The 25931-nt window shown below is 54.4% G+C and carries 22 protein-coding genes and 1 pseudogene; 17 read left to right on the top strand and 6 right to left on the bottom strand.

The features are described from left to right. A pseudogene (locus tag AC3WQH_RS20905) lies at positions 1-222 on the top strand (RNA-guided endonuclease TnpB family protein); the annotation flags it as partial. Positions 223-233: 11 nt separating this feature from the next. Then, positions 234-377, top strand: coding sequence for a hypothetical protein (locus AC3WQH_RS20900; protein ID WP_237716586.1), 144 nt, complete (start codon positions 234-236; stop codon positions 375-377). Between the two features lie 69 nt (positions 378-446). Here the strand turns inward: AC3WQH_RS20900 and AC3WQH_RS20895 are convergent, their stop codons facing one another. After that, on the bottom strand, positions 447-1946 hold the full coding sequence (locus AC3WQH_RS20895; protein WP_005833458.1) for an IMP dehydrogenase: 1500 nt from the start codon (positions 1944-1946) through the stop codon (positions 447-449). Positions 1947-2048: 102 nt separating this feature from the next. Between AC3WQH_RS20895 and AC3WQH_RS20890 the strand changes: the two genes are divergently transcribed. Further along, positions 2049-2831: a GNAT family N-acetyltransferase gene (locus AC3WQH_RS20890; RefSeq protein ID WP_005833459.1), complete on the top strand. Its 783-nt coding sequence runs from the start codon at positions 2049-2051 to the stop codon at positions 2829-2831. Between the two features lie 79 nt (positions 2832-2910). Here the strand turns inward: AC3WQH_RS20890 and AC3WQH_RS20885 are convergent, their stop codons facing one another. Then, positions 2911-4314, bottom strand: a complete 1404-nt coding sequence (locus AC3WQH_RS20885) for a sensor histidine kinase (RefSeq protein ID WP_005833460.1) — start codon at positions 4312-4314, stop codon at positions 2911-2913. Further along, a complete protein-coding gene (locus tag AC3WQH_RS20880; RefSeq protein ID WP_005833461.1) occupies positions 4311-5012 on the bottom strand; it encodes a response regulator transcription factor in 702 nt (233 codons plus the stop codon). Before AC3WQH_RS20880 ends, AC3WQH_RS20885 begins: the two co-directional genes overlap by 4 nt. Before the next feature lie 175 nt (positions 5013-5187). On the opposite strand from AC3WQH_RS20880, the gene AC3WQH_RS20875 reads away from it, so the two are divergent. From AC3WQH_RS20875 to AC3WQH_RS20860, 4 genes are all read left to right on the top strand, one after another. Further along, positions 5188-6252, top strand: coding sequence for a DUF3048 domain-containing protein (locus AC3WQH_RS20875; RefSeq protein WP_007778655.1), 1065 nt, complete (start codon positions 5188-5190; stop codon positions 6250-6252). Between the two features lie 119 nt (positions 6253-6371). After that, positions 6372-6662, top strand: a complete 291-nt coding sequence (locus AC3WQH_RS20870; protein ID WP_005833464.1) for a YerC/YecD family TrpR-related protein — start codon at positions 6372-6374, stop codon at positions 6660-6662. 17 nt (positions 6663-6679) lie between these two features. Then, positions 6680-7372: a heptaprenylglyceryl phosphate synthase gene (gene pcrB, locus AC3WQH_RS20865; RefSeq protein ID WP_005833465.1), complete on the top strand. Its 693-nt coding sequence runs from the start codon at positions 6680-6682 to the stop codon at positions 7370-7372. Positions 7373-7644: 272 nt separating this feature from the next. Continuing rightward, the gene (locus AC3WQH_RS20860) at positions 7645-9462 is read left to right on the top strand and encodes an APC family permease (RefSeq protein WP_221843224.1); all 1818 of its coding nucleotides are present in this window, start codon (positions 7645-7647) and stop codon (positions 9460-9462) included. Between the two features lie 424 nt (positions 9463-9886). Here AC3WQH_RS20860 and AC3WQH_RS20855 read toward each other — a convergent pair whose 3' ends face one another. After that, positions 9887-11002 carry a DUF418 domain-containing protein gene (locus tag AC3WQH_RS20855; protein WP_005836497.1) on the bottom strand — a complete coding sequence of 372 codons (1116 nt, stop codon included), beginning with the start codon at positions 11000-11002 and terminating at the stop codon, positions 9887-9889. 146 nt (positions 11003-11148) lie between these two features. Between AC3WQH_RS20855 and AC3WQH_RS20850 the strand changes: the two genes are divergently transcribed. The 7 genes from AC3WQH_RS20850 to AC3WQH_RS20820 all read left to right on the top strand — a co-directional run bounded on the left by AC3WQH_RS20850 (position 11149) and on the right by AC3WQH_RS20820 (position 21343). Beyond that, on the top strand, positions 11149-11949 hold the full coding sequence (locus tag AC3WQH_RS20850) for a VanW family protein (RefSeq protein WP_005836495.1): 801 nt from the start codon (positions 11149-11151) through the stop codon (positions 11947-11949). Between the two features lie 101 nt (positions 11950-12050). Continuing rightward, positions 12051-14396, top strand: a complete 2346-nt coding sequence (pcrA, locus tag AC3WQH_RS20845; protein WP_005836492.1) for a DNA helicase PcrA — start codon at positions 12051-12053, stop codon at positions 14394-14396. A 33-nt stretch (positions 14397-14429) separates the two neighbouring features. Further along, positions 14430-16436 carry an NAD-dependent DNA ligase LigA gene (gene ligA / locus AC3WQH_RS20840; RefSeq protein ID WP_007778638.1) on the top strand — a complete coding sequence of 669 codons (2007 nt, stop codon included), beginning with the start codon at positions 14430-14432 and terminating at the stop codon, positions 16434-16436. Positions 16437-16530: 94 nt separating this feature from the next. Continuing rightward, the gene (locus tag AC3WQH_RS20835) at positions 16531-17385 is read left to right on the top strand and encodes a WD40/YVTN/BNR-like repeat-containing protein (RefSeq protein ID WP_005836485.1); all 855 of its coding nucleotides are present in this window, start codon (positions 16531-16533) and stop codon (positions 17383-17385) included. Positions 17386-17416: 31 nt separating this feature from the next. Next, on the top strand, positions 17417-18484 hold the full coding sequence (locus tag AC3WQH_RS20830; RefSeq protein WP_005836483.1) for a CamS family sex pheromone protein: 1068 nt from the start codon (positions 17417-17419) through the stop codon (positions 18482-18484). A 249-nt stretch (positions 18485-18733) separates the two neighbouring features. Continuing rightward, the gene (gene pruA / locus AC3WQH_RS20825; RefSeq protein ID WP_026558486.1) at positions 18734-20281 is read left to right on the top strand and encodes an L-glutamate gamma-semialdehyde dehydrogenase; all 1548 of its coding nucleotides are present in this window, start codon (positions 18734-18736) and stop codon (positions 20279-20281) included. 201 nt (positions 20282-20482) lie between these two features. Further along, positions 20483-21343 carry an MraY family glycosyltransferase gene (locus tag AC3WQH_RS20820; RefSeq protein WP_235694734.1) on the top strand — a complete coding sequence of 287 codons (861 nt, stop codon included), beginning with the start codon at positions 20483-20485 and terminating at the stop codon, positions 21341-21343. A 104-nt stretch (positions 21344-21447) separates the two neighbouring features. Here the strand turns inward: AC3WQH_RS20820 and AC3WQH_RS20815 are convergent, their stop codons facing one another. Next, positions 21448-22371, bottom strand: coding sequence for a sensor domain-containing diguanylate cyclase (locus tag AC3WQH_RS20815; protein ID WP_005836474.1), 924 nt, complete (start codon positions 22369-22371; stop codon positions 21448-21450). Positions 22372-22544: 173 nt separating this feature from the next. Here AC3WQH_RS20815 and asd point away from each other — a divergent pair, with 173 nt between their 5' ends. Next, positions 22545-23396 carry an archaetidylserine decarboxylase gene (gene asd / locus AC3WQH_RS20810; RefSeq protein WP_007778623.1) on the top strand — a complete coding sequence of 284 codons (852 nt, stop codon included), beginning with the start codon at positions 22545-22547 and terminating at the stop codon, positions 23394-23396. Between the two features lie 114 nt (positions 23397-23510). Here asd and AC3WQH_RS20805 read toward each other — a convergent pair whose 3' ends face one another. Then, positions 23511-23804: a hypothetical protein gene (locus AC3WQH_RS20805; protein ID WP_005836470.1), complete on the bottom strand. Its 294-nt coding sequence runs from the start codon at positions 23802-23804 to the stop codon at positions 23511-23513. Positions 23805-24129: 325 nt separating this feature from the next. On the opposite strand from AC3WQH_RS20805, the gene gatC reads away from it, so the two are divergent. After that, positions 24130-24420, top strand: coding sequence for an Asp-tRNA(Asn)/Glu-tRNA(Gln) amidotransferase subunit GatC (gene gatC / locus AC3WQH_RS20800; RefSeq protein ID WP_005836468.1), 291 nt, complete (start codon positions 24130-24132; stop codon positions 24418-24420). 33 nt (positions 24421-24453) lie between these two features. Continuing rightward, a complete protein-coding gene (gene gatA / locus AC3WQH_RS20795) occupies positions 24454-25926 on the top strand; it encodes an Asp-tRNA(Asn)/Glu-tRNA(Gln) amidotransferase subunit GatA (protein WP_007778616.1) in 1473 nt (490 codons plus the stop codon). Positions 25927-25931 lie beyond the last annotated feature (5 nt).

Below are 25931 nucleotides of genomic sequence, written 5' to 3'. Positions count from 1 at the left end.
GCCGTTGCTGTAACAGATGATGAAAAGGTACGTTTCTTTGGGAATGGCAGACAAAATAAGTACATGAAGCGTAAGTTTCGTTCTGAACGCAAAGCATTAGGCAAAAAGAAAAAGGTAAATGCGATTCGTAGTTCAAAAGATAAAGAACAACGTTGGATGAAAGACCAAGACCATAAGGTTAGTCGTGCTATCGTAAATTTTGCAAAAGACAATAAAATTTCTCGACCGTGATCGTGGGGGCGACTCGCGTTGACCAGCTCACGGATAACTTGCAGAGCGCTTCGCTTGCGCTCGATGCGGCGACGATGGAAAAGCTGGACCGCCTGAGCGACCCGTACCGTCACGGGGAGCCGTTTGCGGTGTACCGCCTGTCGTAGCTTGTCTGAAATAGAAAAAAACGACGCGAGAACAGCTTACGCGTCGTTTTTTTCCTGCCTGGATATTTATTATTCGGCTGCCATGGTGCTTTCTTTGAGGATGACGTCGTGCGCTCCGCCTTCGACGAGGCTGGTAGCGGAGATCAGCGTGATGCGCGCTTTTTGCTGCAGCTCGGAGATGGACAGGGAGCCGCAGTTGCACATGGTCGACTTGATTTTGCTCAGCGTGCGGTCCAAGTTTTCGCGCAGGCTACCCGCGTATGGCACGTAGGAGTCCACGCCTTCCTCAAAGACGAGGCTGCTTTTGCCGCCTGTGTCGTAGCGCTGCCAGTTGCGCGCGCGGTTGGAGCCTTCTCCCCAATATTCTTTCACGAAGTTGTTGCCGATCTTCACTTTTTTGGTCGGGCTTTCGTCGAAACGGGCGAAGTAACGGCCCAGCATGACGAAGTCTGCGCCCATTGCCAGCGCGAGCGTCACATGGTAGTCGTGCACGATGCCGCCGTCGGAGCAAATCGGTACGTAAATGCCGGTTTCCTTGAAGTATTCGTCGCGCGCTGCCGCCACTTCGATTACAGCGGAAGCCTGGCCGCGTCCGATCCCTTTTTGCTCGCGGGTGATGCAGATGGAGCCGCCGCCGATGCCGACTTTTACGAAGTCTGCGCCCGCTTCTACGAGGTAGCGGAAGCCTTCCTTGTCGACGACGTTACCAGCGCCGATTGGCACGTTGAAGTTTTGTTTGACAAACTGAACCGTGTCGCGCTGCCATTCGGAGAAGCCGTCGGAGGAGTCGATCACGAGGATGTCGACGCCTGCTTCCACCAAGGCAGGAACGCGCTCCTGATAGTCTTTCGTATTGATGCCCGCTCCTACGATATAGCTTTTATTGGCGTCCAAAAGCGACAGCGGGTTGTTTTTGCGGGAGTCGTAGTCCTTGCGGAAAACGAGGAAGTCGAGATTTTGGTTGTCGTCCACGATCGGGAGGCAGTTGAGCTTGTGCTCCCAGATCAGGTCGTTTGCTTCGGAGAGCGTGATGCCGGATTTGCCGTAGATCAGGGAGGAGAACGGCGTCATGATATCGCTCACAGGCTTGTCCAGCGAGTCGCGGCTGATGCGGTAGTCGCGTCCGGTAACGATTCCGAGCAGCTTGCCTTTGGCGGAGCCGTCTTCGGTCACCGCTACTGTGGAGTGGCCTGTCTGTTCTTTCAGTTCCAAAATATCTTTCAATGTGTGGCTTGGCGTCAGGTTGGAGCGGCTCACGACGAAGCCTGCCTTGTGGTTTTTCGCTTTGCGAACCATGGTCGCCTGGCTCTCGATCGACTGGGAGCCAAAAATAAAGGAAATACCGCCACATCTAGCCAATGCGACCGCCATATGATGGTCGGAAACTGCTTGCATGACTGCGGATGAGAACGGTATGTTGAGTTTGATCGCTGGTTTTTCGCCTTTTTTAAACTTGGTAATCGGAGTGGATAAGTCCACATTGTTTGGGGTGCATTCTTTTGTGGTCAGGTTCGGAAGCAGCAAAAACTCGTTAAACGTCCGAGATGGTTCTGTGTAATAAAAAGCCACAAGTCTCTCCTCCTGTATGATCTTTATTAGAGAAATTTTTATCATGGTAACCGCCAAGCGTAAGAACGTCAATAGGGAATCGAAAGAAGGGGTGTTTTTGCCGTGATTTTGCCGATGAATCGTGAACAAGTTCGTTCGCTCGCGCCCATTTCGCTGGAGCAGTCGTACATATTGTACGGCAATGTGGCGTTGCGGGCGGAGCGGAGCTTATTTGCGGCAGATGTGGAGGAGGGAGAGCTGCGGGCGGTTGGCTCGTATTTGCAGGGGATGCCGTTCCATGCGTTTTCCTTGCAGCTTTTTGCCGCTGAAAGAGACTACGAGGTGACGGAGATGCTGAATTATTTTCGCGAGCATCCTGCTGTCGATCTGGCTGCCGGGCAGACAGGGGTGTTCGCTGTGCCTCACGCTTGCCTCAAGCGGGTGACGATTCCAGGGACGCTGTCGCAAAGGGAAATGCAACTGATGAAGCTGGTCCGGCCGGAGAAGTTGCTTGCGCCGGGGGATTCTCGCCTGCTCGCATCGGCTGAGGCCGAGGTCGCCGTGGAGCTGGCGCAAAGAATCGGCATGATTAGCTTTCGCGCCGAGGAAGTGGTCGAGATGCCGCACATCGCGCTTTTTTCCGAGCAGGACGAGCCGATGGCCTTGGCAGGCTTTCACGTGTACGAAGAGGCGTTTGTGGAGATCGGGAACATCGGAACGAGCGAAAAGCATCGGCAAAAAGGGCTGGGGACGCAGATTACGTCCGACGTCAGCCGACTGGGCCTGGAAAAGTCGCCAAACGTCTATTTGATGGTGTTTGCCGACAATCCGCAAGCGATTCGGGTCTATGAAAAGCTCGGCTACGAGACAGTGTCTAGCTATGCTTTTGTCGAATTTGCTCTATAGGCAAGCGCGCAAAAAAAGAGCGATTTGGCCTCGATGGTTGGTTGCATCGGGCGAATCGCTCTTTTTGCTACTGGCTCTGTCAGCCTTTGAACGAGACGGGAATCGTCATGGTGAAGCAAGGCCCGTCCGCGTCATTGCGGGCATCAATCGTGCCTTTGTGGGCTTCGAAGACGGCGCGGGCAATCGCCAGTCCAAGGCCGTGCTTGCCGGATTTGCCTTTGCGGAAGCGCTGGAACAAGTTCGGCAGCAGCGCCTCCTCGATAGGCGGACCGTCGTTGGAGATGCTCACGACTACGTTTTGCCCAAGCTGTCGGCCGGTGATGGTCAGCCGGCTTTTGGCATAGCGCAGTTGGTTTTCCATGATGTTGACAAAAGCGGTGCTGAGCTGCTCGCCGTCGCCTTCCACGATCAAGTCGGGGGGCACGTTCACTTGCCACTCTACTTGCGGATTGAGCACGGAGAGCCGTTGTCGCAGCAAATGCATCATCTCCGACAGGTCGACGCGTCCTACCTGCATTATTTGGGAGACGGATTCGATTTTGGTCAAATACAACAACTGGCCGACGACCTTTTCCAGCCGTTTGCTCTCTTCCATGATGATCGCCAGCCCTTTTTCCGCTTGCGGTCCCTGGAAGACGCCCTCGATCAAGCCTTGGGTATAGCCTTGAATGGCCATGATCGGCGTTTTCAGCTCATGGGAAATGTTTTGCACAAAATGGCGCTGTGATTCGTCGTATTCCTTCAACTGGTTTTTCATCGTATCAAATGAGCGGGCGAGCTGGCCGATCTCGTCGCCGCGATCCATCACGAGCGGAATGTCGAACTGGCGGCGGGCGATCTTTTTGCACAGCTCGTCCAGACTGCGCAGCGGCCTGCTCAAATATCCGCTGAACCAGACAGCGAGCAGCCAGCTAACGAGCAAAAGCAGGCTGAAAATCAGCAAAAACTGCCGGGTGAGGATCGCGTTGATCTGATTCAGCTCTTTTTCCTTGGAGAACAGCACCATGTAGTACGGAAAGCCGTGATAGTCCATGCGCTTGCTGACGAACAGGTAGTTTTCGTCGCCGCGACTCAACGTGCCGTGTTGCAGTTGGCCGTTCGGGTGCGCGGCAGCCTTGAGGAACAATTCCCGCGCTTCCTCATACGGAATCCGCCCGCTGCTGCTGCGGCTGCCTAGCTCTCGTCCGTTTTCGGCGTAGACGATCATGTCAAACGAGTATTCGTAGCGGGAAAGCAGCAATTGCAAAAAGTAAGGAGCCGCAGCCGGAACGGGCAAAAGCTCGTTGTGTTCATTGAAGGAAATATGCTCGGACAACGTGTAAAACTCGTCCTCCAGCAGCGCGTACGTGTTGGAGACGAGGTATTGTTTGACGGCCAGCGGATAGCCGATGCCAAGTCCAATGCCCAGTACACTCGTCAACAGCATGAACAAAATGAGAATTTGCCGGGAGAGCGGCAAGTTTTTCAGCCGAAATTTGCTCATACGCGCGTCATCCGGTAGCCGAAGCCATAGACCGTTTCGAGTGGAAACTTGGGCATTTTTTTGCGGATTCGCTTGACCAGGTCATCGACGGCACGGTCGGAGCCGATGTAATCCTCGCCCCAGATCGAGGTCAGGATTTGCTCGCGATTCAGCGCCAGTCCCTGGTTGTGCAAAAGGTAGACGATCAGCTCGAACTCTTTGGTCGTCAAATCAATCAGTTCGTCGCCTTCTTTTACTTGCCGTCCTTTTTCTGAGATCATATAAGGACCGACCGTTACCCAATCCTGGAAAGTCTGCGGCGACACGACGGCAACACCTGGCTTTTCATAGGTGCGCTGCAAAAGCTTTTTCGCGCGAATGACCAGCTCGCGAGGCAAAAACGGCTTGGCGAGATAGTCGTCGCTGCCCAACTCCAGACCGATGATTTTATCCACGTCCTGGTCGCGGGCCGAGATGAAAATGATCGGGACGTTCGATTTTTGGCGGATGAGCCGGAGCAGCTCGTAGCCGTCGATATCCGGCATCATGATGTCCAATATCCACAAATGGGGCTGAGTTTCTTCATCAAGCAGCGGCAGCACCTCGGTGCCGCTGGAAAATGCCTTGACCTGCAATCCGGCGCTTTGCAAGTACGATTGCAGCAATTCTAGCAGGTTGGTTTCATCGTCCACCAGATAGACAAGGTAGGGGGTGTTCATGGTTTTGCCCTCGCTTTGCATCTGTTTTCCATTATTATAGCATAGCCAAAAAACGAGATGTGTGGGAGGCGCGTAAGAGAATCGTGGAAAACGTGTGGAAGCAGGAATCCCCTCCGCTCTCGCGAAAAATGAAGAAGGGAAAAAACGGCACCGACAGATGGAAAGGAGCGATTTCATGAAACGACAGACGAAAACGTCACTCATGCTACTATCCTTGCTGCTATTTGTTACGGCTTGCGCCACGCAGCCGGTGGATACGCAGCCTACTCCGGCTCCAGAGCAGCCGACCGCTCCTACCGTGCAAACGCCGCCGGAGGCGAACCAACCGATCCAATACCCGTACACTGCCCCGTTGACAGGACTCGGCAGTCAGGAACGACTGGACAGCAAGCGCCCGATCATGGTCATGATTAACAACGCGCCGCCAGCGCGGCCGCAGACAGGGCTGAACAAGGCGGACATTATCTACGAAGTGCTGGCCGAGGGCGAGATGACTCGCTTTTTGACGATTTACCAAAGCCAGCAGCCGGACGTCATCGGGCCTGTTCGCAGCATTCGCCCGTATTTCATTCAGCTCGGCATCGGCTTTGACGCTGTGCTCGTCCATGCAGGCGGCAGCCAGGAAGCGCTGGAAACGCTGGCGCGGTCCGACTACAGCCATCTGGACGAAATCCCGAACGGCCGCTACTTCTGGAGGGAGAACTTCCGCAAAATGCCGCACAACCTCTACACCAAGCCAGAGCTGATCCAGCAGGCGATGGAGGACAAAGGCATGCGCTCAACCGCTGAAGTGCCTCACTTCACGTTCCTGCCCGCAGATGCAAAGATCAAGGAAGGCGAGCCGGCGACACAGGTGGATTTGACGTTTCACTCGTTGAACAAGGCTGCCTTTACATACGATGCCGAACAAAAGAAATACATGCGCTTCACGGCTGGCAAGCCGCATGTCGATCTGAGCGACAACAAGCAGCTTTCGACGACGAATTTGCTGGTCATCTCGGCCAAGCACCGCGTCCTCGACAGCGAGGGCCGCAGACAGGTCGATGTAGTCGGCCCGGGAGACGGTTATTTGTTCCAGCAGGGCAAAGCCCGCAAAATCAAGTGGAAGCGCAGCAACGGCGTCATTCGTGCCTACGAGGACGTTGCGCTGACGCAGGAGGCGCCGCTTTTGCCGGGAAATACATGGGTGGAAATCCTCCCGACTACCCCGGATCTGTCGCAATCGTTGAAGTTCCAGTAGGGATTGGGGCTTGCGGATGAAGGCGGTTTCTTCTAAGATTAATTGTAAGGCTTTAGTGCTTAAAAATTGTACAGCGAGAAACCGTCCGGAAGACGGAGACCATAATCGGGGTGACGAACATGCAACTGGAAAAACTGAAGGGGAAAGGGATTGAACAGCTTTTTGAAGCGATTCTGTCTCTGGAAACAATGGAAGAGTGCTATCAATTTTTTGACGATTTGTGCACGGTAAACGAAATGCAGTCGCTGGCGCAGCGGCTGGAAGTAGCGCGCATGCTTCGCAAAGGCTTTACCTACAACCAGATCGAAGCGGAGACCGGGGCCAGCACAGCCACCATCTCCCGCGTCAAACGCTGCCTGAACTACGGCAACGACGGATATCAGATGGCGCTGGAGCGCATTGGAAAATAGCTAGGAGGCAGGCAACGTTGATTGACTATCGCAGTTGGCGCCATACGTTTAAACTGGACCCGGACAAAACGATCGACGACGAGGCGCTGGAACTGATTTGCGAGTCCGGTACCGATGCGATTATTGTCGGCGGCACGTACGGCGTGACATTCGACAACACGCTCGATCTGATGTCCCGCATTCGCCGCTACGCGGTTCCGGCTGTGCTGGAGATTTCTTCGCTCGATGCGGTTGTGCCCGGATTTGATTCGTATTTGATCCCGCTCGTGCTGAATGCGGGTGATCCTGACTGGACGTTTACGCCGCACGTCACCGGGCTGAAAGCATATGGCGCCTATATTCACTGGGACGAGATCATTACGGAAGGGTATCTCATCGCCAATCCCGCAGCAGGAGTGGCCGAGCTGACGCGCGCGCGGCCGATCGCAGACGCCGCAGAAGCGAAGGCATACGCGCAAGTCGCGACCAAAATCTGCCGTTTGCCTGTCGTCTATTTGGAGTACAGCGGCACCTACGGCGATCCTGCTATCGTCAAGGCGTGCAAGGCAGGGGCCGACGAAGCCCACGTCTTTTACGGGGGCGGCATTCGCACTCCGCAGCAAGCGGCGGAAATGGCGGCGATTGCCGACACGGTAGTCGTGGGCAACGTGATTTATGACGACCTGCAAGCAGCTTTGGCGACAGTGGCTGCCGTGAAGGGTGAACAATAGCAGACAGAAGACGAGAGCCAGAATGATGGAAGGCTCTCTTTTTTTTGCGAAAGCATATATTTTGGAAGAAAATGGGTTGGGGCGCAGCCGCGTGACAGATCGTGCAGGCTGCTTTTTTGTTGCCTTGTTTAGCTGGAAGCGAGCAAGGTTCGGGTAGTCTGACATAAGAAAAAATGAGCAGCCGTGCATGATTAGCAGCAGGTGGACCGGTTCGTTTAATTTTGGAAACGGCGGGGAAACTAACCGAAAATCTGGTAAGGGGCAGAATATAGATGATATCCGATTTCAAGCGCTTCCTGATCGGAAGACCGATGAAAACAAACGAGCTTGCAGCAGAAAAATTAAGCAAAGTAAAAGCGTTAGCGGTCCTTTCATCTGATGCGCTATCTTCCGTAGCTTACGGAACCGAGCAGATTCTTCTCGTATTAATAACGGTGGGCGCTGCAGCGCTATGGTATTCCATCCCGATCTCGATTGCCGTTGTCGGCCTGTTAACTATCCTGATTTTGTCCTACCGCCAAACGATATTCGCTTATACGACAGGCGGCGGAGCATACATTGTGGCAAAGGACAATTTGGGAACCACGACAGGGCTGGTTGCAGGCGGTTCCTTGCTCGTGGATTACATTTTGACTGTGGCGGTGAGTACGTCCGCTTCCACAGACGCGATTACATCGGCATTTCCGGCTCTGCATGAACATCGCGTGCTGGTTGCCCTTCTGATGATTTTCATTGTCACGCTCTTGAATTTACGGGGCATCACGGAGTCGGCTACGATTTTAATGTACCCCGTGTATTTTTTTGTCGTAGCCATTCTCGCCTTAATCATTGGCGGCGTGTATCAATGGATAGCCGGGAACGTTCACACGCCATCTCCCGAATACGGCGCAGTTGTTCCAGGCATTACGTTATTCCTGCTTTTGCGGGCTTTTAGTTCAGGCTGCTCGGCATTGACAGGGGTAGAAGCTGTCTCCAACGCCATTCCGAATTTCAGGGAGCCAGCACCGAAAAACGCAGCTTTGACGCTTATCACCATGGGATTGATCCTTGGCATTATGTTCATGGGAATCAGCCTGCTGGCTTACGCGTATGGGATTGCGCCGAGTCCAAAGGAAACAGTAGTGTCGCAAATCGCTTCAACGGTTTTTGGGCGCGGAATCGTGTACTACTTCATTCAGGCTGTTACAGCGCTTATTTTGTTCCTTGCAGCCAATACGGCTTTTGCGGCCTTTCCTTTGCTTGCCTTTATGCTGTCGAAGGACAGATTCATGCCCAACATGTTTATGGTCCGGGGAGATCGTCTGGGGTTTTCGAACGGAATCATTTTTTTGGCGATTCTTTCAGGAATCTTAATTATTGCGTTTCAAGGAGAAACAGAAAATCTGATCCCGTTATACGCGCTTGGTGTGTTTATCCCGTTTACGCTGTCACAGGCAGGGATGATGAAGCGATGGATCACGAAAAAACCGCCAGGCTGGCTCACGCCTTTTCTGATTAATACGTTGGGCATGCTCACGACCTTGACGATTTGCCTGATCTTCTTGCTTACCAAGTTCACGCAGGTGTGGTCGATTTTTATTTTCCTGCCCATCGTCATTTTTATCTTCCGCAAAATTAACAGGCACTACAGAGATTTGGCCGATGAGCTGCGGCTGGATGTTGAAACCGATAAGCCGGAGCCAAAAGGCAGTGTCATTGTGATCCCGGTGGCGGGCATATCGCAGGTGGTAAAAAACACGATCAGTTATGCGCAATCATTGACGGACGACATCGTGGCTGTCTATGTAGGATTCAGTGATGAGGACATGAAAAAAATGGAGGAAAAATGGGCGCAGTGGAATCCGGGAGTGCGCTTGATTGTTTTGCGTTCGCACTACCGTAGTATCATCAGGCCGTTGTTTAAGTTTATTGACACGGTGGAATGGAAAAAGGCCGAAACCGACCATGTTACGGTCATGATTCCACAGTTTATTACAAAGCGCTGGTGGCATAACCTGCTGCATAACCAGACGAGTTTGCTGATTCGGGCGTATTTATTTGCCAGGCAGGATGTGAAAATCGCTACGGTGCCGTATCGGTTGAAGAAGTGAGGCGTTGCATTTTTGTTGCAGTTGTCCAAACACCTTCCGCACTAGAATGGCAGTCGCGATCAGCGTGAAACCTCCAACGAAAGGCTTAATTCGATTGTCGAAAAGAAACCGCCGAATTTGTACATTCTGGCGGTTTTTAGGCTGCTATCTTTATTTTTTTAATTCCTCTAGCAACTTTATGATTTTGTCGTTTTGTTTGGCTATGCTCCTTAAATTAAACGCAGCAGCTAACAGAAGAGTCACTATTTCAGGCATGTAGAAGACTTCCAAAATAGTCATCATCTTCATCTCAATAAGTAGGATATCGGGTATAGGTGAAACGAGCAATCCATCAAAAGAACGGATTGCCCATTTTTCCCAAATTCACTTCGAAGAGGAAGGGCCAGAAGGGTCAATACTGTTAAATGCAAGCCCTAGCAAGCTATCAGGCGCGCCCCCGCTCCTTGCTGCCCTTCAAAAGAGGCGTCACCCGCATATACGTGCATACGCGCCACACCCATTCCAGCGGCCCCATGCGAAAGACCGACAGCCACAGCATGCTGCACGCCATTTGCAGCGCGTAAATGCCGAGACAAATGAGCGTGGACTGCCAGTAGCTGAGCGTGCCGTACCAGCCAAACAAATAGCCGCCAGCCAAAATCAGCACCGTCTGTCCCACGTAGTTCGTCAGCGCCATCCGCCCGTAGCTGGTCAGCGGCGCCAGCGCCTTTTGCACGCTGCGGTGCTCCAACAGCCGGATCAGCGTCGTTGTGTAAAACGCCGACATGACAAAGCCTGTCGAGGTCAGGGCGATCGTGTAATACGTAAGCTCCAGCAGTTGTTGCTCCGAGATATCGTCCACGACGATCGTCTGGGCCGACATGAACGGATCGGATGGCAGGAATTGATACTGGGCGTACAAGCCGAGCAGCGTGAGCGCGAAGGCGATTCCTTGCACCTTTTTGATCGCGGGCAGGAAGCGGGGAATGTCCTGAAAAACCCCGAATTGCCCGACGGACAGGCCGAGAATGAACAGCGGCAGCACGAGAAACGGCTTTACGCCTGTGGCGCAAACCAGGATGGAGAGAATAAGACCGATTGCCAGATTTGTTTTAGCGCGCAGGCGGTAAAAAGGCATCAGCATAAAGCCGAAGATGGCGTAAATGAACAACGCTTCTCCCGGATGAAACATTTTGTGCACGAAGCCGAAGGCCAGAAGCGCAATCAATCGGCGAATGAACAGGGCGGTGCTGTTTGCGCCTTTTTCTTTTGCCCGGCTGACAAACAGATGGAAGCCGACGCCAAACAAAAACGAGAAAATCACGAAAAAGCGCGATTCCACGGCAAAGTTGAAAAACTGGAACAGCCAGGCGTCAACGCTGCCGGGAGCAGGTGTCTGCACGGAGAGAAGCGGCAATATGTTGACCAGGACGATGCCGAGCAGGGCGAACCCGCGCACGGTGTCCAATGTGTTGATCCGTTGGTTCCCGATGGGAGCAAAGGCTGACAAGCCGATCACTTCCTTTTTTCCATAGATGAATGTCCAAACAAAAACAGACACCTCTTCATCCTACCGCACAGGGAGGGGCGAGGAAAGAGAATTGGCTTACGACGCCCTTACAAAATCGGAAGGAGCCTTTTTCGCAACTAACGGGCCTGACGCGTCGTCTACATGTTATAAATCAGGAAAAAAGAGGAGGCGCGAGGATGAAGCCGATTGCGCGGGGAAGGTGGAGGCTCGCGGCAGGCATCGTCTATTACCGCGGGAAAAGACGGATTCAGTGGCTGGTGGGACGAACGAGATTCGCCCGCGAGAAAAAAAGCGAGCTGCTTTCGCATGTGCATTTTTCCCACCAGACGATATTGCTGCGGCGGTTGCAAAACGTCGAGATGTGGATGCAGCACAACAAAGTCATCAATTTGCGACTGGCGACAGCTCGCCTGGACAAAGTAATGCTGCGGCCGGGTGAAACCTTTTCCTATTGGAAGCTGATTGGCAAGCCGACAAAAGGAAAAGGCTACGTGGAGGGGATGCTGCTCTCGCACGGGCGCGTCACAGCCGGAATCGGCGGCGGGTTGTGTCAGCTCTCGAATTTGCTGTACTGGATGACGCTGCATACGCCCTTGACGGTCACCGAGCGCCACCGCCACAGCTACGACGTTTTTCCCGACGCCAACCGGACGCAGCCGTTCGGAAGCGGTGCGACCTGTTTTTACAACTACCTCGACTTGCAGATCGAAAACCGGACGAAGCAAACGTTCCAGCTTCACGTCTACCTGACCGACACGCATCTGGTCGGAGAGTGGCGCTCCGACATGCCCCCGACACGAACGTATGAGATTATCGAAAAAGAACACGCCATCACTCCGTCGATCTGGGGCGGCTACGAACGGAGCAATCAGCTTTACCGCAATGTGTATGCGCAGGACGGGACCTGGCTGGAACAGGAGTGGCTGACGGAGAATCGCGCCTATATGATGTACGAGCCGCTTTTGCCAAAAGGATGATCTTTCCTCGCCCGTTTACGAACTGGAACTCAAGTGCGATCTGTGCGAAAATAGGAACATATGCACTCGTCTAGGGAACGTGGAAAGGTGGACTTATACATATGGTTTTAGCAGAACGAATTACAGCAGGCTTGAACCCGCAGCAGCGGGAAGCCGTACTGACTACAGAAGGCCCTGTCCTGATTTTGGCCGGTGCGGGCAGCGGCAAGACCAAAGTGCTGACGCAGCGCATCGCGTACCTCATCAGCGTGAAACAGGTGGCGCCGTGGAGCATTCTCGCCATCACCTTCACCAACAAGGCGGCGCGGGAGATGCAAAACCGCGTGGCGGCGATCATTGGCGGCGCGGCGGCGCAGGATACGTGGCTGTCGACGTTTCACTCCCTGTGTGTGCGAATTTTGCGCAGAGACATTGACCGACTCGGCATCAGCCGCAGCTTTACGATTCTCGACGCGGGCGATCAGTTGTCGGTCGTCAAGCAATGCCTGAAGGAGCTAAACATTGATCCCAAGCAGTATGAGCCGCGCTCGATTTTGGCTGCCATCAGCGGAGCGAAAAACGAACTGACAGACCCGGACACTTTCGCCAGACTTGCCGGAGATCCGTTTGCGCAGGTCGCCGCGAAGGTGTACGAGGCGTACCAGAAAAAGCTGAAAAGCAACCAGTCGCTGGACTTCGACGACTTGATTATGACGACTGTTCGCCTGTTCAAAGAAGTGCCGGAAGTGCTCGAGTTTTACCAGAAAAAATTCCGCTACATTCACGTGGACGAGTATCAGGATACGAACCGGGCCCAGTACCTGTTGATCTCCATGCTCGCGGACAAATACCGCAACGTATGCTGCGTGGGGGACGCCGACCAAAGTATTTACAAATGGCGGGGCGCGGATATTTCCATCATCCTCAACTTTGAAAAAGACTATCCGGAAGCGAAGCTCATCAAGCTGGAGCAAAACTACCGCTCGACAAAAACGATTTTGCAGGCAGCCAACGAGGTGATCGCCAACAACAAGCTGCGCAAGGAAAAGAAGCTGTGGACGGAAAATCCGGGCGGCGACAAAATCATGTGTTTTCAGGGCGACTCCGAGCACGACGAGGCGTACTTCATCGTCGATACGATCCGCAAGCAACTGCCGCAGTACAAGCGCTACGACAAGTTTGCCGTCCTGTACCGGACAAACGCCCAGTCCCGTGTGGTGGAGGATGTGTTCATCAAGTCGAACATTCCGTACACGATCGTCGGCGGAACGAAGTTCTACGACCGCAAAGAGATCAAGGACATCCTGGCTTACCTGCGCCTCATTTCCAACCCGGACGACGACATCAGCCTGCAGCGCATCATCAACGTGCCCAAGCGCAATATCGGGGACACGACGGTTGAAAAGCTGCAAGCGTACGCCAATGCAAACGGCCAGTCGCTGTATCAGGCGATTCAGGAGGCCGCCTACATGGGGCTGCCGTCGCGCACGACGAATGCGATTTTGTCGTTTAACGACCTGATTACCAACCTGATGCAGATGACCGACTACTTGAGCGTGACCGAGTTGGTAGAGGAAGTGCTGAAGCGCTCCGGCTACCGCGAATCGCTCAAAGAGGATAAAACGATCGAAGCGCAGGCCAGACTGGAGAACATCGAGGAGTTTCTGTCTGTGACGCAGGAGTTTGAGCGCAAAAACGAAGACAAGAGCTTGCTCGCGTTTTTGACCGATCTGGCACTGGTCGCGGACATCGACTCGCTCGGAGAAGACGGGGAAAAAGAAGAGGTAGCGGAAAATGGGCAGGTTGTCCTGATGACGCTGCACAGCGCCAAAGGTTTGGAGTTTCCTGTCGTGTTCCTCGTCGGCCTGGAGGAAGGCGTGTTCCCGCACAGCCGTTCGTTGTTTGACGATGCCGAGATGGAGGAGGAGCGCCGCCTCGCGTATGTAGGCATTACCCGGGCAGAGGAGCGGCTGTACATGACGTGCGCACGGATGCGGACGCTGTTCGGCCGGACGAATGTGAGCGTGCCATCGCGCTTTTTGCAGGAAATCCCGCCAGAGCTGTTGGAAGGAAACCCTGCTGCTGCGGAGCGGAGCTTTGGCGGCAGTCGCGGCGGAGCATTCGGCCAGCGCGATCCGGGGGCGAGAGCGTTTGGCTCCACGACTTCGCAAGCAGGCGGCGGTGGCTTCGGCGCGACAAAGCCGGGCATGGCGCAGCGCTTTGCCGGAGGCTCTCAGGCAACGTTTTCCCGCCCAGGCATGCAGGCTGGCGACAAGCTACCCGGACACGGCCAGGGAGCCGGAGTGGATTGGAAAGTCGGGGACAGGGTGCAGCATGGCAAGTGGGGCACAGGCACTGTCGTCAAGGTCAAAGGCACGGGAGACGACATGGAGCTTGATATCGCGTTTCCAAGCCCGACAGGCATCAAGAAGCTGCTCGCGAAATTCGCACCGATACAGCGGACATAAGCAGAACTATCGCTAAAGTAAAGGATGAACGAGATGGATCGATTGACGGCGGAAACAAAAATCAAGGAATTGGCGAAACGAATTGAGCGGCATAATCGTCTTTACTACGAAGAAGATCGGCCTGAGATTACCGACCAGGAATACGATCAATTGATGCGGGAGCTTATCGAGCTGGAAACCCAGTTTCCAGAGCTGGCTTCCCCGGATTCTCCTACTCAGCGCGTTGGGGGGGAACCTTTGCCATTCTTTGAAAAGGTCGTGCACAAGACGCCGATGCTCAGCCTTGGCAACGCCTTTGGCGAAGCGGACATCAGAGATTTTGACCGCCGCGTCCGCCAGGCAGTGGGCAGCCAGGCCGTGCGTTACGTGGCAGAGCTGAAAATCGACGGGCTGGCCGTTTCCCTTCACTACGAAAACGGGGTGTTTGTCCGCGGAGCGACGCGCGGGGACGGAACGATCGGCGAGGATATTACGCAAAACCTGAAAACCATCCGCTCGATTCCGCTCAGGTTGACCAGGCCGCTGACTTTGGAAGTGCGCGGCGAGGCGTACATGCCAAAGGCCGCCTTTGAAAAGCTGAATCGGGAGCGGGAAGAACGCGGGGAAGCGCTGTTCGCCAATCCGCGCAACTCGGCGGCAGGCTCGCTGCGCCAGCTCGATCCGAAAATTGCCGCCTCCCGTCAGCTCGACATCTTCATCTACGGCATCGGCGAGCTGCACGGCGAGACTGTCGAGTCCCACAGCGAGGGGCTGGACCTGCTCGAATCGCTCGGGTTCAAGGTGAATAAGGAGCGCCGCGTCTTCGAGGACGTCGGGGAGCTGCTCGCTTTTATCGAAAGCTGGACGCAAAAACGCCCGAGCCTGCCTTACGAAATCGACGGCATGGTCATCAAGGTAGACAGCTACGCGCAGCAGGAAGAGCTGGGCTATACAGCCAAAAGCCCGCGCTGGGCCATCGCCTACAAGTTTCCTGCGGAGGAAGCGATCACGATTCTCGAAGGCATTGAGGTGTCGGTAGGACGAACCGGGAGCGTGACGCCAACGGCCCTCTTGAAGCCGGTCAGCCTGGCGGGAACGACGGTCAAGCGCGCTTCCTTGCACAACGAAGACATTATCCGGGAAAAAGGCTTGCTGATTGGCGACCACGTCGTCGTGAAAAAAGCGGGCGACATCATTCCCGAGATCATTGCGGTACTGCCGGAGCGCCGCACCGGGAACGAGACGCCGTTTGCCATGCCGACGCATTGTCCGGAGTGCGGCAGCGAGCTGGTGCGGCTGGAGGAAGAAGTCGCCCTGCGCTGCATCAATCCGATGTGTCCGGCGCTGATTCGCGAAGGCATGATTCACTTTGTGTCCCGCACAGCGATGAACATCGACGGACTGGGTGAAAAAGTGGTGGCGCAACTGTACCGCGACGGCATCATTCACAGCGTGGCAGACCTGTACTACCTGCACCAGCAGCGCGATGTGTTGCTCGGCATGGAGCGCATGGGCGAGAAGTCTGTAGACAACCTGCTGGCAGCGATTGAAGCGAGCAAGGAAAACTCGCTGGAGCGCGTGCTGTTCGGCCTTGGCATTCGCCTGGTCGGAGCCAAGGCAGCGCGTGTGCTGGCGGAGCATTTTGGCCATATGGACGCGATCATGCAAGCTTCCGAGGAAGAGCTGACGCAAATTAACGAGATCGGGCCGAAAATGGCAGCGAGTCTCATCAACTACTTCGCCCAGCCGCAGGCACAGGCCGTCATCGAGCGGCTGAAGGCGGCCGGTGTGAACATGGAGTACAAAGGCGTTCGCGTCGAAGCGGGGGCAGATTTGCCGTTTTCCGGCAAGACGATTGTACTCACGGGGACGCTGACGCAAATGTCCCGCCAGGAGGCAGAGGAAGCGATTGTCCGCCTGGGCGGCAAGGTGACGAGCAGCGTCAGCAAAAAGACCGATCTGGTCATTGCGGGAGAAAAAGCCGGCTCCAAGCTGGAAAAGGCCGAAAAACTGGGCGTAGCTGTCATGGACGAAGCCGGATTTTTGGAGATTCTCAAATAACAGCGCCGAAAGAGAAAACAGCGGCGACAGACGGATGAGCAAGGGAAGGGACGTGAAGAGCATGGGTAGCTTTAAGCGATGGGGAATAGGAGCAATGGCAGTGCTGCTCTTGGGCGGTTGCAGCGATGGCGGCGACGTACAGGAGAAGCCAGCTCCCTCTTCGGTTATGGCGGCTGCTCTGCAAGGTGACTTGACCTATCAGGACGTTTTGGAAAAGGGAGAGACGATTCATACGCTGGCGATGACGCCGGATGCTGCACATGTATGGGTGGGCACGCATGCGGGACTGTACAGCTCCACTGGCGGAGGCTTGTGGGGGCTGTTGTCGACGCAGTTGGAGCAGTTTGACACCGTCGGCTGGTTTGTGGACCCGGAAGATACCGCACACATTTATGTCGGTGGAAGCGAAGGGGTGCGACGCTCTGCGGACGGCGGGAAAAACTGGACCCCGGCGAGCAACGGATTGCCTGAGCCTGCCCAGATTCGCAGCTTTGCAGGTACGCGCCAGGGGGAAAAGGTTCGCTTGTTCGCCTTCGTGTCGGGCGAAGGCATCTACCAGTCGACAGACAAGGGAGGGTCGTGGACTCTCTGGCAGCCGATGGACCAGGAAGTATATGCCATGGATTTTGACCCGAACGAGAACCGTCTCTATGTAGCGGCACAATTCAGCTTGCTCTATAATGAAGAGGGGCAGTGGAAGACAGAGGAGATTCCGGAAGCAGAACAAATCTATTCTCTCTCCGTCAACAGGCGTACTGGCGTTCTCGCTGTCGCAACTGAAAAAGGCGTCTATGAAAAAATTGAGGGAGAGTGGCGTTTGCTCGATGCGCGCTCACCGGAAAAGCTGATCGTCATCGCCTCGGGCGACGGCGATACAAAATGGGTGGGAATCGGCGAATCGGCGCTGATCTACAAGCTCAGCGACAATCGCTGGACCAAATGGAATTAGTCCCATTTTTTCAAGACAAAAGGAGTAGCGTATGAAAGCGAAGTTTTTGACAGGATGCAGGTACGCAGCCGCGATTGTGCTCGCGATTGCAACCGCTGGCTGCTCGTTGCTGCCAGGGGGCAAGGATCAAGCGCCCGAGCCTACCGCGCCATCCTTGTCTGAAGTAGTGGAAGTGTCCGAGGATTACTACGGCAGCATCACGCCGTACAAGCCGAATTTGACGCGCGGCATGCTCAGCAGCACGAGATACCGGATTGATTTCAGCCACCTGGAGCTGGGCTTGATGGAGTTTGCCCGCGATACGTTCCCGACCTCCGAGTATTATTTCCAGGAAGGTCAAGTGGTGAAAAAAGAACAGGTAGCCCAATGGATTGCCCAGGAAAAGGCGAGCGGAACGAACGGGCAGCAGAAAAACGGCATTCTGGTGCACGTACTGGAGCATGACTACCTGAACAAAAAAGACAAACAGCTCGCCGGGATGGTGCTGGGCTTGTCTGTTTCGCCGAACTATCAGGATGCAACGGGCAAGGAAATGGTCTACACCCGGCAGGAGCTGCAAGCAAAAGGCCAGCAACTTGCCGCCACCATCGTTTCGACGTTGCGGGTGAGCACGCCGAACGTGCCGATGCTGATTTTGCTGTATCAGGTCCCAGAGGCAAATTCTTCGCTCGTGCCGGGCCATTTCATCATGTCCGGCACAGTGGCGGCCAACGATTCGGCCGTTTCGAAGTGGCAGCCGATCGACGAGGAGTTTTTCCTCTTCCCGAGCGCGGACGTCGAGAAAAAATACGCCCAGCAGTCGTTGCAGTACGACAAGCTGATGCGGCAAGCGCAGGCTTACTTCGGGGAGTACGTCGGCATGACAGGCGTGGGACGCTTTATGGATGGCAGGCTGACCGAGCTGACGATCACGGCAACAGCGGAGTACGACTCGCGGACAGAGGTTCTGCAGTTTACCCAGTATGCCGCCGGAAGCATCAACCAACTGTTCGACAAAAGTGTTCACGTCAACCTGTACGTCCAGTCGATGAACAAACCGCTGGCGATTTATATTCGCCCGACATCCGGCGAACCGTACATGCATCTTTATCGTCAATAAACGGACAGAAGCCCGATTTGCACCAGCCAAGGTGTGAATCGGGCTTTTTGTGCAGTGAATGAACAAAAGTGTATATCATTGAGCAGTTTATAAACATAAGTGTCAGATTTCGTTTTTTGAACTTGGCTGTTGTTTTTCGCGAAAAATGCAAACACTATCGTGGTCGAGCAACTCAGTATTAGTTGGTATGATCCTTGCATATATTTTATGAGTGATCTCAGGAAGAAATCGATAAGGAGGCGTCACCGAATGCAAGTTGAATTCAAAAACGAGGCGTTTACCAATTTTAGCCTGCCGGAAAATAAAAAGGCATTTGAAGAAGCACTCGCCAAAGTAGAAAGCGAGCTTGGCCGCGAGTACCCTCTCATCATTGGTGGAGAGCGCATTACAACCGAGAAAAAATCCCGCTCCATCAACCCTTCCAACAAAGAACAAGTAGTGGGCGTCGTTTCCCAAGCAGACCAGGCGCTGGCTGAAAAAGCAATCCAGACAGCAGCGAGCACTTTCGAAACATGGAAAAAGGTACCTGCACAGGCGCGCTCCCGTTATCTCTATAAAGCAGCAGCGATTCTGCGCCGCCGCAAGCATGAATTTTCCGCTTGGCTCGTAAAAGAAGCAGGAAAAAGCTGGCCAGAAGCGGACGCTGACACAGCAGAAGCAATCGACTTCATGGAATACTACGGCCGTCAAATGGATAAGCTGTCCCAGCGCCATGACCTGCCGCGCATTCCGGATGAAGACAACGAGCTGTACTACATCCCGCTCGGCGTAGGCGTAGTAATCCCGCCATGGAACTTCCCTCTGGCAATCATGGTCGGTATGACAACAGCAGCTCTCGTAGCGGGTAACACCGTTGTGCTGAAGCCTGCTTCCACTACACCAGTAATCGCAGCGAAATTCATGGAAATTCTCGAAGACGCTGGCGTACCAGCAGGCGTAGTAAACTTCGTGCCAGGTTCCGGCAGCGAAATCGGCGACTTCCTCGTAGAACATACGCTGACTCGCTTCATCAGCTTCACAGGCTCCCGTGACGTAGGTCTGCGCATCAACGAGCTGGCTGCGAAACATCGCCCAGGCCAAAAATGGATGAAGCGCCTGGTAGCAGAAATGGGCGGGAAAGACTCCATCGTGGTTGACAGCGATTGCGACATCGAGTTGGCTGCACAATCCATCGTTGCTTCCGCATTCGGCTTCTCCGGTCAAAAATGTTCCGCTTGCTCCCGTGCGATCGTTCACCAAGACGTGTACGATCAAGTGCTGGACCGCGTAGTCGAGCTGACCAACCAACTGACTGTAGGCGACGTAAGATCCAACGAGTTCTACACAGGTCCGGTTGTCGATGAAAAAGCTTACAACAAAATCCTCGAATACATCGAGATCGGTAAAACAGAAGGCAAACTGGTTGCAGGTGGCGAAAAAGGCCCAGAAACCGGCTACTTCATCAAGCCAACCGTATTTGCTGACGTAGATCCGCAAGCTCGCATCATGCAGGAAGAAATCTTTGGTCCAGTCGTAGCGTTCTGCAAAGCCAACGATTTTGACCATGCACTGGAAATCGCAAACAACACTGAGTACGGCTTGACTGGCGCTGTTATCAGCCGCAACCGTGCACACCTGGAGCGCGCTCGCGAAGAGTTCCACGTGGGCAACCTGTACTTCAACCGCAAGTGCACAGGCGCACTGGTTGGCGTGCATCCGTTCGGCGGCTTCAACATGTCCGGTACGGACTCCAAAGCGGGCGGACCAGACTACCTGCTCCTGTTCACTCAAGCAAAAATGGTTTCCGAAAAAATGTAAGAAAACGCACGACAAAGCTGCCTCCAAACGGGGGCGGCTTTTTTGCGCTCCTTTTGTCCACACTAATGGGTAAGAAAATGATGTGCGGGCAGGTGAGGGTAGCTGTTTACTTACATTGCTTCAGGACTCTCGACGTTTTTTCTCGTCTACTTGCTGATGCCGTTAGCGTACCGTCTGGCCTGGAAAACGAAGCTGCTGGACATGCCCAGAGGAAGAAAAGGACACAGCAGACCGATGCCTTTGTCCGGCGGGCTGGCGATGTTTGTCGGGCTGCTGTTGGTGACAACTTTTTTTGCAGGGGCGCAAAAAACGGTGGCAGTTTTGGCAGTCGGCGGTTTGCTGCTGGTGGTGATCGGCTGGGTGGACGACACCTTCAAAGCCCGGCAAAAAGATTTTCCGGCATTCCCAAAGCTGCTGGTGCAACTGGTGGTGGCCGTTCTCGCTTTTCTTTTGGATATCCGGTTTCGCGGCATCAGCTTGACGTGGCTCGGGGCGGAGGAAGGCGCGTACGTATCGTTTCCGTTGCTCGTTTCGTTGCTGGCGACGGTGCTGTGGATTGTCGGACTTATCAACATGGTGAATTTTTTGGATGGAGTGGACGGGCTGGCGGCTGGGGCGACATCGTTTTCCGCGATCACCTTGTTTTTTCTGTCCATGGCCCGGGGCCAGGAGGTGACCGCTCTGCTTGCGGTGGCGCTGGCAGGTGCTGCGCTTGCGTTTTTGCGCTTTAATTTTTATCCCGCAAAAATTTTCATGGGGGATGCCGGGTCGATGTTTCTGGGGTTTGCGCTCGGGGTAATCTCGTTAGAGGGCACAATGAAAGGGGCGACGCTCATTTCGTTGGTCGTGACGGTGCTGGCGCTGGGCTTGCCCGTCGTGGACACGATACAGGTGATGATTAGTCGGCTGTTGGCCGGATCACCCATGTACCAGGCAGATCGCAGGCACGTTCACCATCGGCTGATGTCGTTCGGGCTGTCGGCCAAGCAGACAGTCGTCGTCCTGTACTTGGTGAGCTTGCTGTTTTCCGTCCTGTCTGTGTTCCTGTTTTTATACGGGTGAGATCGTTATTGCCTTAACGTGGTGAAGCCATTGACAAAAGAGCGGCCGCCAAATGACCAAATGAGTTGGCGCAGCCGAAATCTATCCATAAAACGGCGAACGGCTCAGTTTTGAGCGGGATCGAAGAAAAAGAACTGGTTGCGTCCCGTCGCTTTCGCTTTGTACAGAGCCTTGTCCGCATTGCTCAACAACTGGTCCGCCTCGCTTGCGGAAACAGGGTAAAGCGCGATGCCGATGCTGGACGTAAATGAAAAAGTCTGGCCCTGAAAGCTCCACGGTTGCTGCAGCGAATGCAAAATCCGGGTCGCGACTTTTTCCGCCTGACGCTCGTTCTGGATGCCAGTGAGAATGACGACGAACTCGTCTCCCCCCAGACGCGCGACCGTATCCTGTTCGCGGACACAAGCCTGGAGGCGCTGGGCGAGCATTTGCAAAAAAACGTCGCCGGCGTCATGGCCCCAAGTATCGTTTATTTGCTTGAAATGGTCGCAATCGAGATAGAGGGCCGCGACCATTTCGCCGGACGCTTTAGCCTTTTCCAAAGCTTGCTGGAGATTGGCGTAAAGCAGGCGTCTGTTTGGCAAGCCTGTGAGCACATCGTGGTAGGCCATGTATTCGAGCTGCCTTTCCAGCTTTTTGCGCTCGGTAATGTCCCGGGTCACGGAAAAAACATGGGTGCAAACCCCTTCACAGTTGAAGACGGGAGAGAGGATCGACTCTCCGATCATGTTGCCGTTTGTCGTGAAGTGAGTGGGGCTTGCGTCTTCCACCGTCTGTCTGTACATGCTGTTGAGCAGGTCTGCTTTTTCCGGCGGATACACTTCCTCAATCAGCTTTCCGTAAGTGTCCTCAGTAAGACCTGCTCCTTTCATAGCGGCAGGATTCATCAGGACATACCGGAACTGGTAGGCCCCGTCGGCGTTTTTTTCCACAGCCATAAGGAAAAACATGTCCGACATGTGATGAAATAAGCTGGTCAAGATGTCGCCGTGCTGACTGATGAGAGTTGTGATATCAAGCTTCGCCATATCTGTAGTCTCCTGATTGTAGGCTTGTCCCATTATTATAGTATAGCAAGTCCGGGCAAGAAAATGATGAGACGTTGGTAATAGTGCAGGGTTTACTGGCTGTAAGTGGAGGTGGTAAAGTAAGGGTATTCGCTACTTGCTGTCTAATCGAAAACGATTAAGGAGTTCCACTTATGCGCAAAAAGCTGCTGCCAGGTCTGATTCATCGACTGCCGCAAAACGCAATGTCACGGACCATGGGCAAAATTACCGCCTCTCGCTTCAGTCGATTAGCGATCCAACACTACATCCGTCACTATAAAATTGATGCCTCCATCATAGAAAAGCCGGTAACGGAATACCGGACGCTCAAGGAATTTTTTACGCGCCGTCTGAAGCCGGGAGCAAGGCCGATCGCTCCCGGCAACGACGTTATCGTCAGCCCGGTAGACGGGACCGTCTCCCAGCTCGGCGACATATGCGAGGGCACGCTGATTCAGGCAAAAGGCAAGGAGTTCAGCGTGACAGAGCTGCTGGGCGGCTCCGAAGAAGAAGCAAAGCGCTACTACGGCGGAAAGTTCATCACGATCTACTTGAGCCCGCGCGACTATCACCGCATCCATATGCCGGTGGCAGGCGAGCTGGTGCGCTACAGCTATTTGCCGGGCCGTCTCTATCCGGTGAACCGGCTCGGGATTGAAAATGTGGACAGACTGTTTGCCCGCAACGAACGGCTCGTCACCTACATCGAGTCGGATGGCCTGGGCGAGATCGCACTGGTAAAAGTCGGCGCCCTGTTCGTCGGCAGCGTCAAAGTCGTGTACAATACCGCCACGACCAATATCAAGCACGGCCGGCAAACAGACGAGCCGATCGAAGGCACGCCGCACTACGCAAAGGGCGACGAGCTCGGCTGGTTCGAGTTCGGCTCGACCGTCATCCTGCTCCTGGAATCTTCGCAGCTAACATGGGCGGCAGGCGTGGAAAAAGGGAAGTCGCTGCTCATGGGGCAGTTGCTGGCGACGTTGCAAAAGGAACAAGCATAGCGGCTTGTTGCCTGAAAAATAGAATCCGAATGAAAATGGAGTCCGCTTTTGGAGAAAAGGGACTCCTTTTTGCTATAAAAAGATGTTTCGCTGGTTGCAGACAAAAAGCTGATTTTAACACTGGGACCGCGTCCCGCCTACTGTCTCGCCTGTATAGGCATCTATGATATGTGTCCCGCTCTCGCAGTTGGTTTCGCGAATGTAACGGATATAATACTGCCCGTTTGCGTATGTGACAGAGGTGATTTTTACCGGGCCAAGAGCGGGGTTTTTGCTCAAAATGGCGGTCAGTACTTGCGTGGCTTCCTCCGGGGTAAGCATTTGCTGCCGGGGGACTGAAAGCAGCAGGTTGGACATGGGAAGCGCATGATGCGTAGAAAGGATGGCAGCCAGCAGCAGCACGATCATTGAGTTCAAGGGCATCCTCCTTATTTTTAGAAATATCCATTTTTTAGGTGCTTGTCTTTCATTATACGCTTCACGCGGTACCGTTCCAAGTCAAGACATTGCCAGGACGATGCCCGGCTCCGAGACATGCCAGACCGCATGCCAGAGCTGGAGCGATCGGATTCGCTCTTGTTTTCGAAACAGCTTCGCCTCTCAAATCATCCAGCCAATCATTTTTACTCGAAAAAATTTTGTTTCTATGCTGCCGAATCCGCGCGAAAATTGACTGAACCTGCTGTTTTCAAGTAAGATCAAAGTTATGTGATACGATTCGGAGGTGGAAGAGATGAGTGCCATCACTCGCAAAGAAGTAGAGCATGTAGCCAATCTGGCCCGTTTGCAGTTGACGGAGGACGAGGCTTTGCAATACACAAAGGACCTGAACGCCATCCTGGAGTTTGCCGCGAAGCTGAACGAGCTCGATACGTCCAACATTGAGCCGACCAGCCACGCGACCGATGTGAAAAACGTGATGCGCGAAGACGTGAACAGACCGTCGCTGCCGCGCGAAGAAGTGCTGAAAAACGCACCGGATCACGAAGACGGGCAATTCAAGGTACCGGCTGTATTCGAATAATCTGTCAGGAGAACGAGAAGGGAGGAACCCACTGTGTCGCTGTTTGACAAGCGATTGTCGGAAATACATAGCGCCTTGCGCGCAAAAGAGCTTTCGGTCACAGACCTGGTGCAGGCTTCCATCGCCAGCATCAAGGAGCACGATGAAAAAATCAAGTCCGTCCTGCACGTGGATGAGGAGGGAGCGCTCGCCCATGCTCGCCAGTTGGACGAGCGTCTGGTTAAGGAGAACGGGGAGCTTGGCCTTCTCTTCGGTCTGCCGGCGGGGCTCAAGGACAACCTGATTACAAAAGACGTACGGACGACCTGCGCCAGCAAATTTTTGGCGAACTACGATCCTGTCCATGACGGAACTGCTTCGAAAAAGGTGAAGGAAGCGGACGCCGTGATCGTGGCGAAGCTGAACATGGACGAGTTCGCCATGGGCGGCTCCAATGAAAACTCCGGTTTCTTCCCGGCCAAAAACCCGTGGAACACCGATTACGTGCCAGGCGGCTCGTCCGGCGGTTCTGCCGCAGCGATGGCTGCCCGTCACTTCTATTTCACGCTCGGCTCGGATACGGGCGGCTCCATTCGCCAGCCTGCCGCTTTTTGCGGTGTCGTCGGTCTGAAGCCTACGTACGGCCGCGTGTCCCGCTTCGGTCTGGTGGCTTTCGCTTCTTCTCTCGACCAGATCGGACCTGTGACCAAGAGCGTAGAAGACGCAGCATACGTGCTGCAAGCGATTGCCGGACATGACGAGTTCGACTCCACCTCTGCCAATGTGGAAGTGCCGGATTACCTCTCCGCGCTCACTGGCGATGTCAAAGGTCTGCGCATTGGAGTGCCAAAAGAGCTGATCGGCGAAGGCATTGATGCCGAGGTGCGCGAGGCTGTGCTCGCCGCCTTGAAGCAGCTTGAGAGCATGGGCGCAACTTGGAGCGAAGTCTCCATGCCGCATACCGAATACGCGGTTCCAGCCTACTACCTGCTGTCTTCCTCGGAAGCATCGTCCAACCTGGCCCGCTTCGACGGCGTGCGCTACGGCGTGCGCGCAGACAATGCGTCCAACTTGATCGAGCTGTACAAGGAATCGCGCAGCCAAGGCTTCGGACCGGAAGTGAAACGCCGGATCATGCTCGGAACCTATGCGCTTTCGTCCGGCTACTACGACGCCTACTACAAAAAAGCGCAGCAGGTGCGCACGCTGATTATCCAGGACTTCAACAACATTTTCGCCGACTTCGATGTCATTTTGCATCCGACTACGCCGTCGACCGCGTTCAAGATCGGCGAAAACGTCAACGATCCGGTCAAAATGTATCTGGAAGATATTTGCACCGTGCCTGTCAACCTGGCAGGGCTGCCAGCGATCAGCGTACCGTGCGGCTTCGCCCAAAACGGTTTGCCGATCGGCTTGCAGATCGTCGGGCGCGCGTTTGACGAATCCACCGTATTGCGCGTAGCACATGCCTACGAGCAGGCAACAGGCTACAGCAAGCGCAAGCCGGAATGGGTGAGGGGGTAAGAGGC

This window comes from Brevibacillus sp. FW301-21C12A, from assembly GCF_058788915.1.
This window is presented reverse-complemented; position numbering and strand designations above follow the sequence as displayed.

Excerpts from the sequence above, each read along its gene's own strand:
- AC3WQH_RS20885 (WP_005833460.1), bottom strand. The coding sequence starts at position 4,314 with ATGAGCAAATTTCGGCTGAAAAACTTGCCGCTCTCCCGGCAAATTCTC.
- AC3WQH_RS20880 (WP_005833461.1), bottom strand. The coding sequence starts at position 5,012 with ATGAACACCCCCTACCTTGTCTATCTGGTGGACGATGAAACCAACCTG.
- AC3WQH_RS20875 (WP_007778655.1), top strand. The coding sequence starts at position 5,188 with ATGAAACGACAGACGAAAACGTCACTCATGCTACTATCCTTGCTGCTA.
- AC3WQH_RS20870 (WP_005833464.1), top strand. The coding sequence starts at position 6,372 with ATGCAACTGGAAAAACTGAAGGGGAAAGGGATTGAACAGCTTTTTGAA.
- AC3WQH_RS20860 (WP_221843224.1), top strand. The coding sequence starts at position 7,645 with ATGATATCCGATTTCAAGCGCTTCCTGATCGGAAGACCGATGAAAACA.
- AC3WQH_RS20850 (WP_005836495.1), top strand. The coding sequence starts at position 11,149 with ATGAAGCCGATTGCGCGGGGAAGGTGGAGGCTCGCGGCAGGCATCGTC.
- pcrA (WP_005836492.1), top strand. The coding sequence starts at position 12,051 with ATGGTTTTAGCAGAACGAATTACAGCAGGCTTGAACCCGCAGCAGCGG.
- ligA (WP_007778638.1), top strand. The coding sequence starts at position 14,430 with ATGGATCGATTGACGGCGGAAACAAAAATCAAGGAATTGGCGAAACGA.
- AC3WQH_RS20835 (WP_005836485.1), top strand. The coding sequence starts at position 16,531 with ATGGCAGTGCTGCTCTTGGGCGGTTGCAGCGATGGCGGCGACGTACAG.
- AC3WQH_RS20830 (WP_005836483.1), top strand. The coding sequence starts at position 17,417 with ATGAAAGCGAAGTTTTTGACAGGATGCAGGTACGCAGCCGCGATTGTG.
- pruA (WP_026558486.1), top strand. The coding sequence starts at position 18,734 with ATGCAAGTTGAATTCAAAAACGAGGCGTTTACCAATTTTAGCCTGCCG.
- AC3WQH_RS20820 (WP_235694734.1), top strand. The coding sequence starts at position 20,483 with ATGCCCAGAGGAAGAAAAGGACACAGCAGACCGATGCCTTTGTCCGGC.
- AC3WQH_RS20815 (WP_005836474.1), bottom strand. The coding sequence starts at position 22,371 with ATGGCGAAGCTTGATATCACAACTCTCATCAGTCAGCACGGCGACATC.
- asd (WP_007778623.1), top strand. The coding sequence starts at position 22,545 with ATGCGCAAAAAGCTGCTGCCAGGTCTGATTCATCGACTGCCGCAAAAC.
- AC3WQH_RS20805 (WP_005836470.1), bottom strand. The coding sequence starts at position 23,804 with ATGATCGTGCTGCTGCTGGCTGCCATCCTTTCTACGCATCATGCGCTT.
- gatC (WP_005836468.1), top strand. The coding sequence starts at position 24,130 with ATGAGTGCCATCACTCGCAAAGAAGTAGAGCATGTAGCCAATCTGGCC.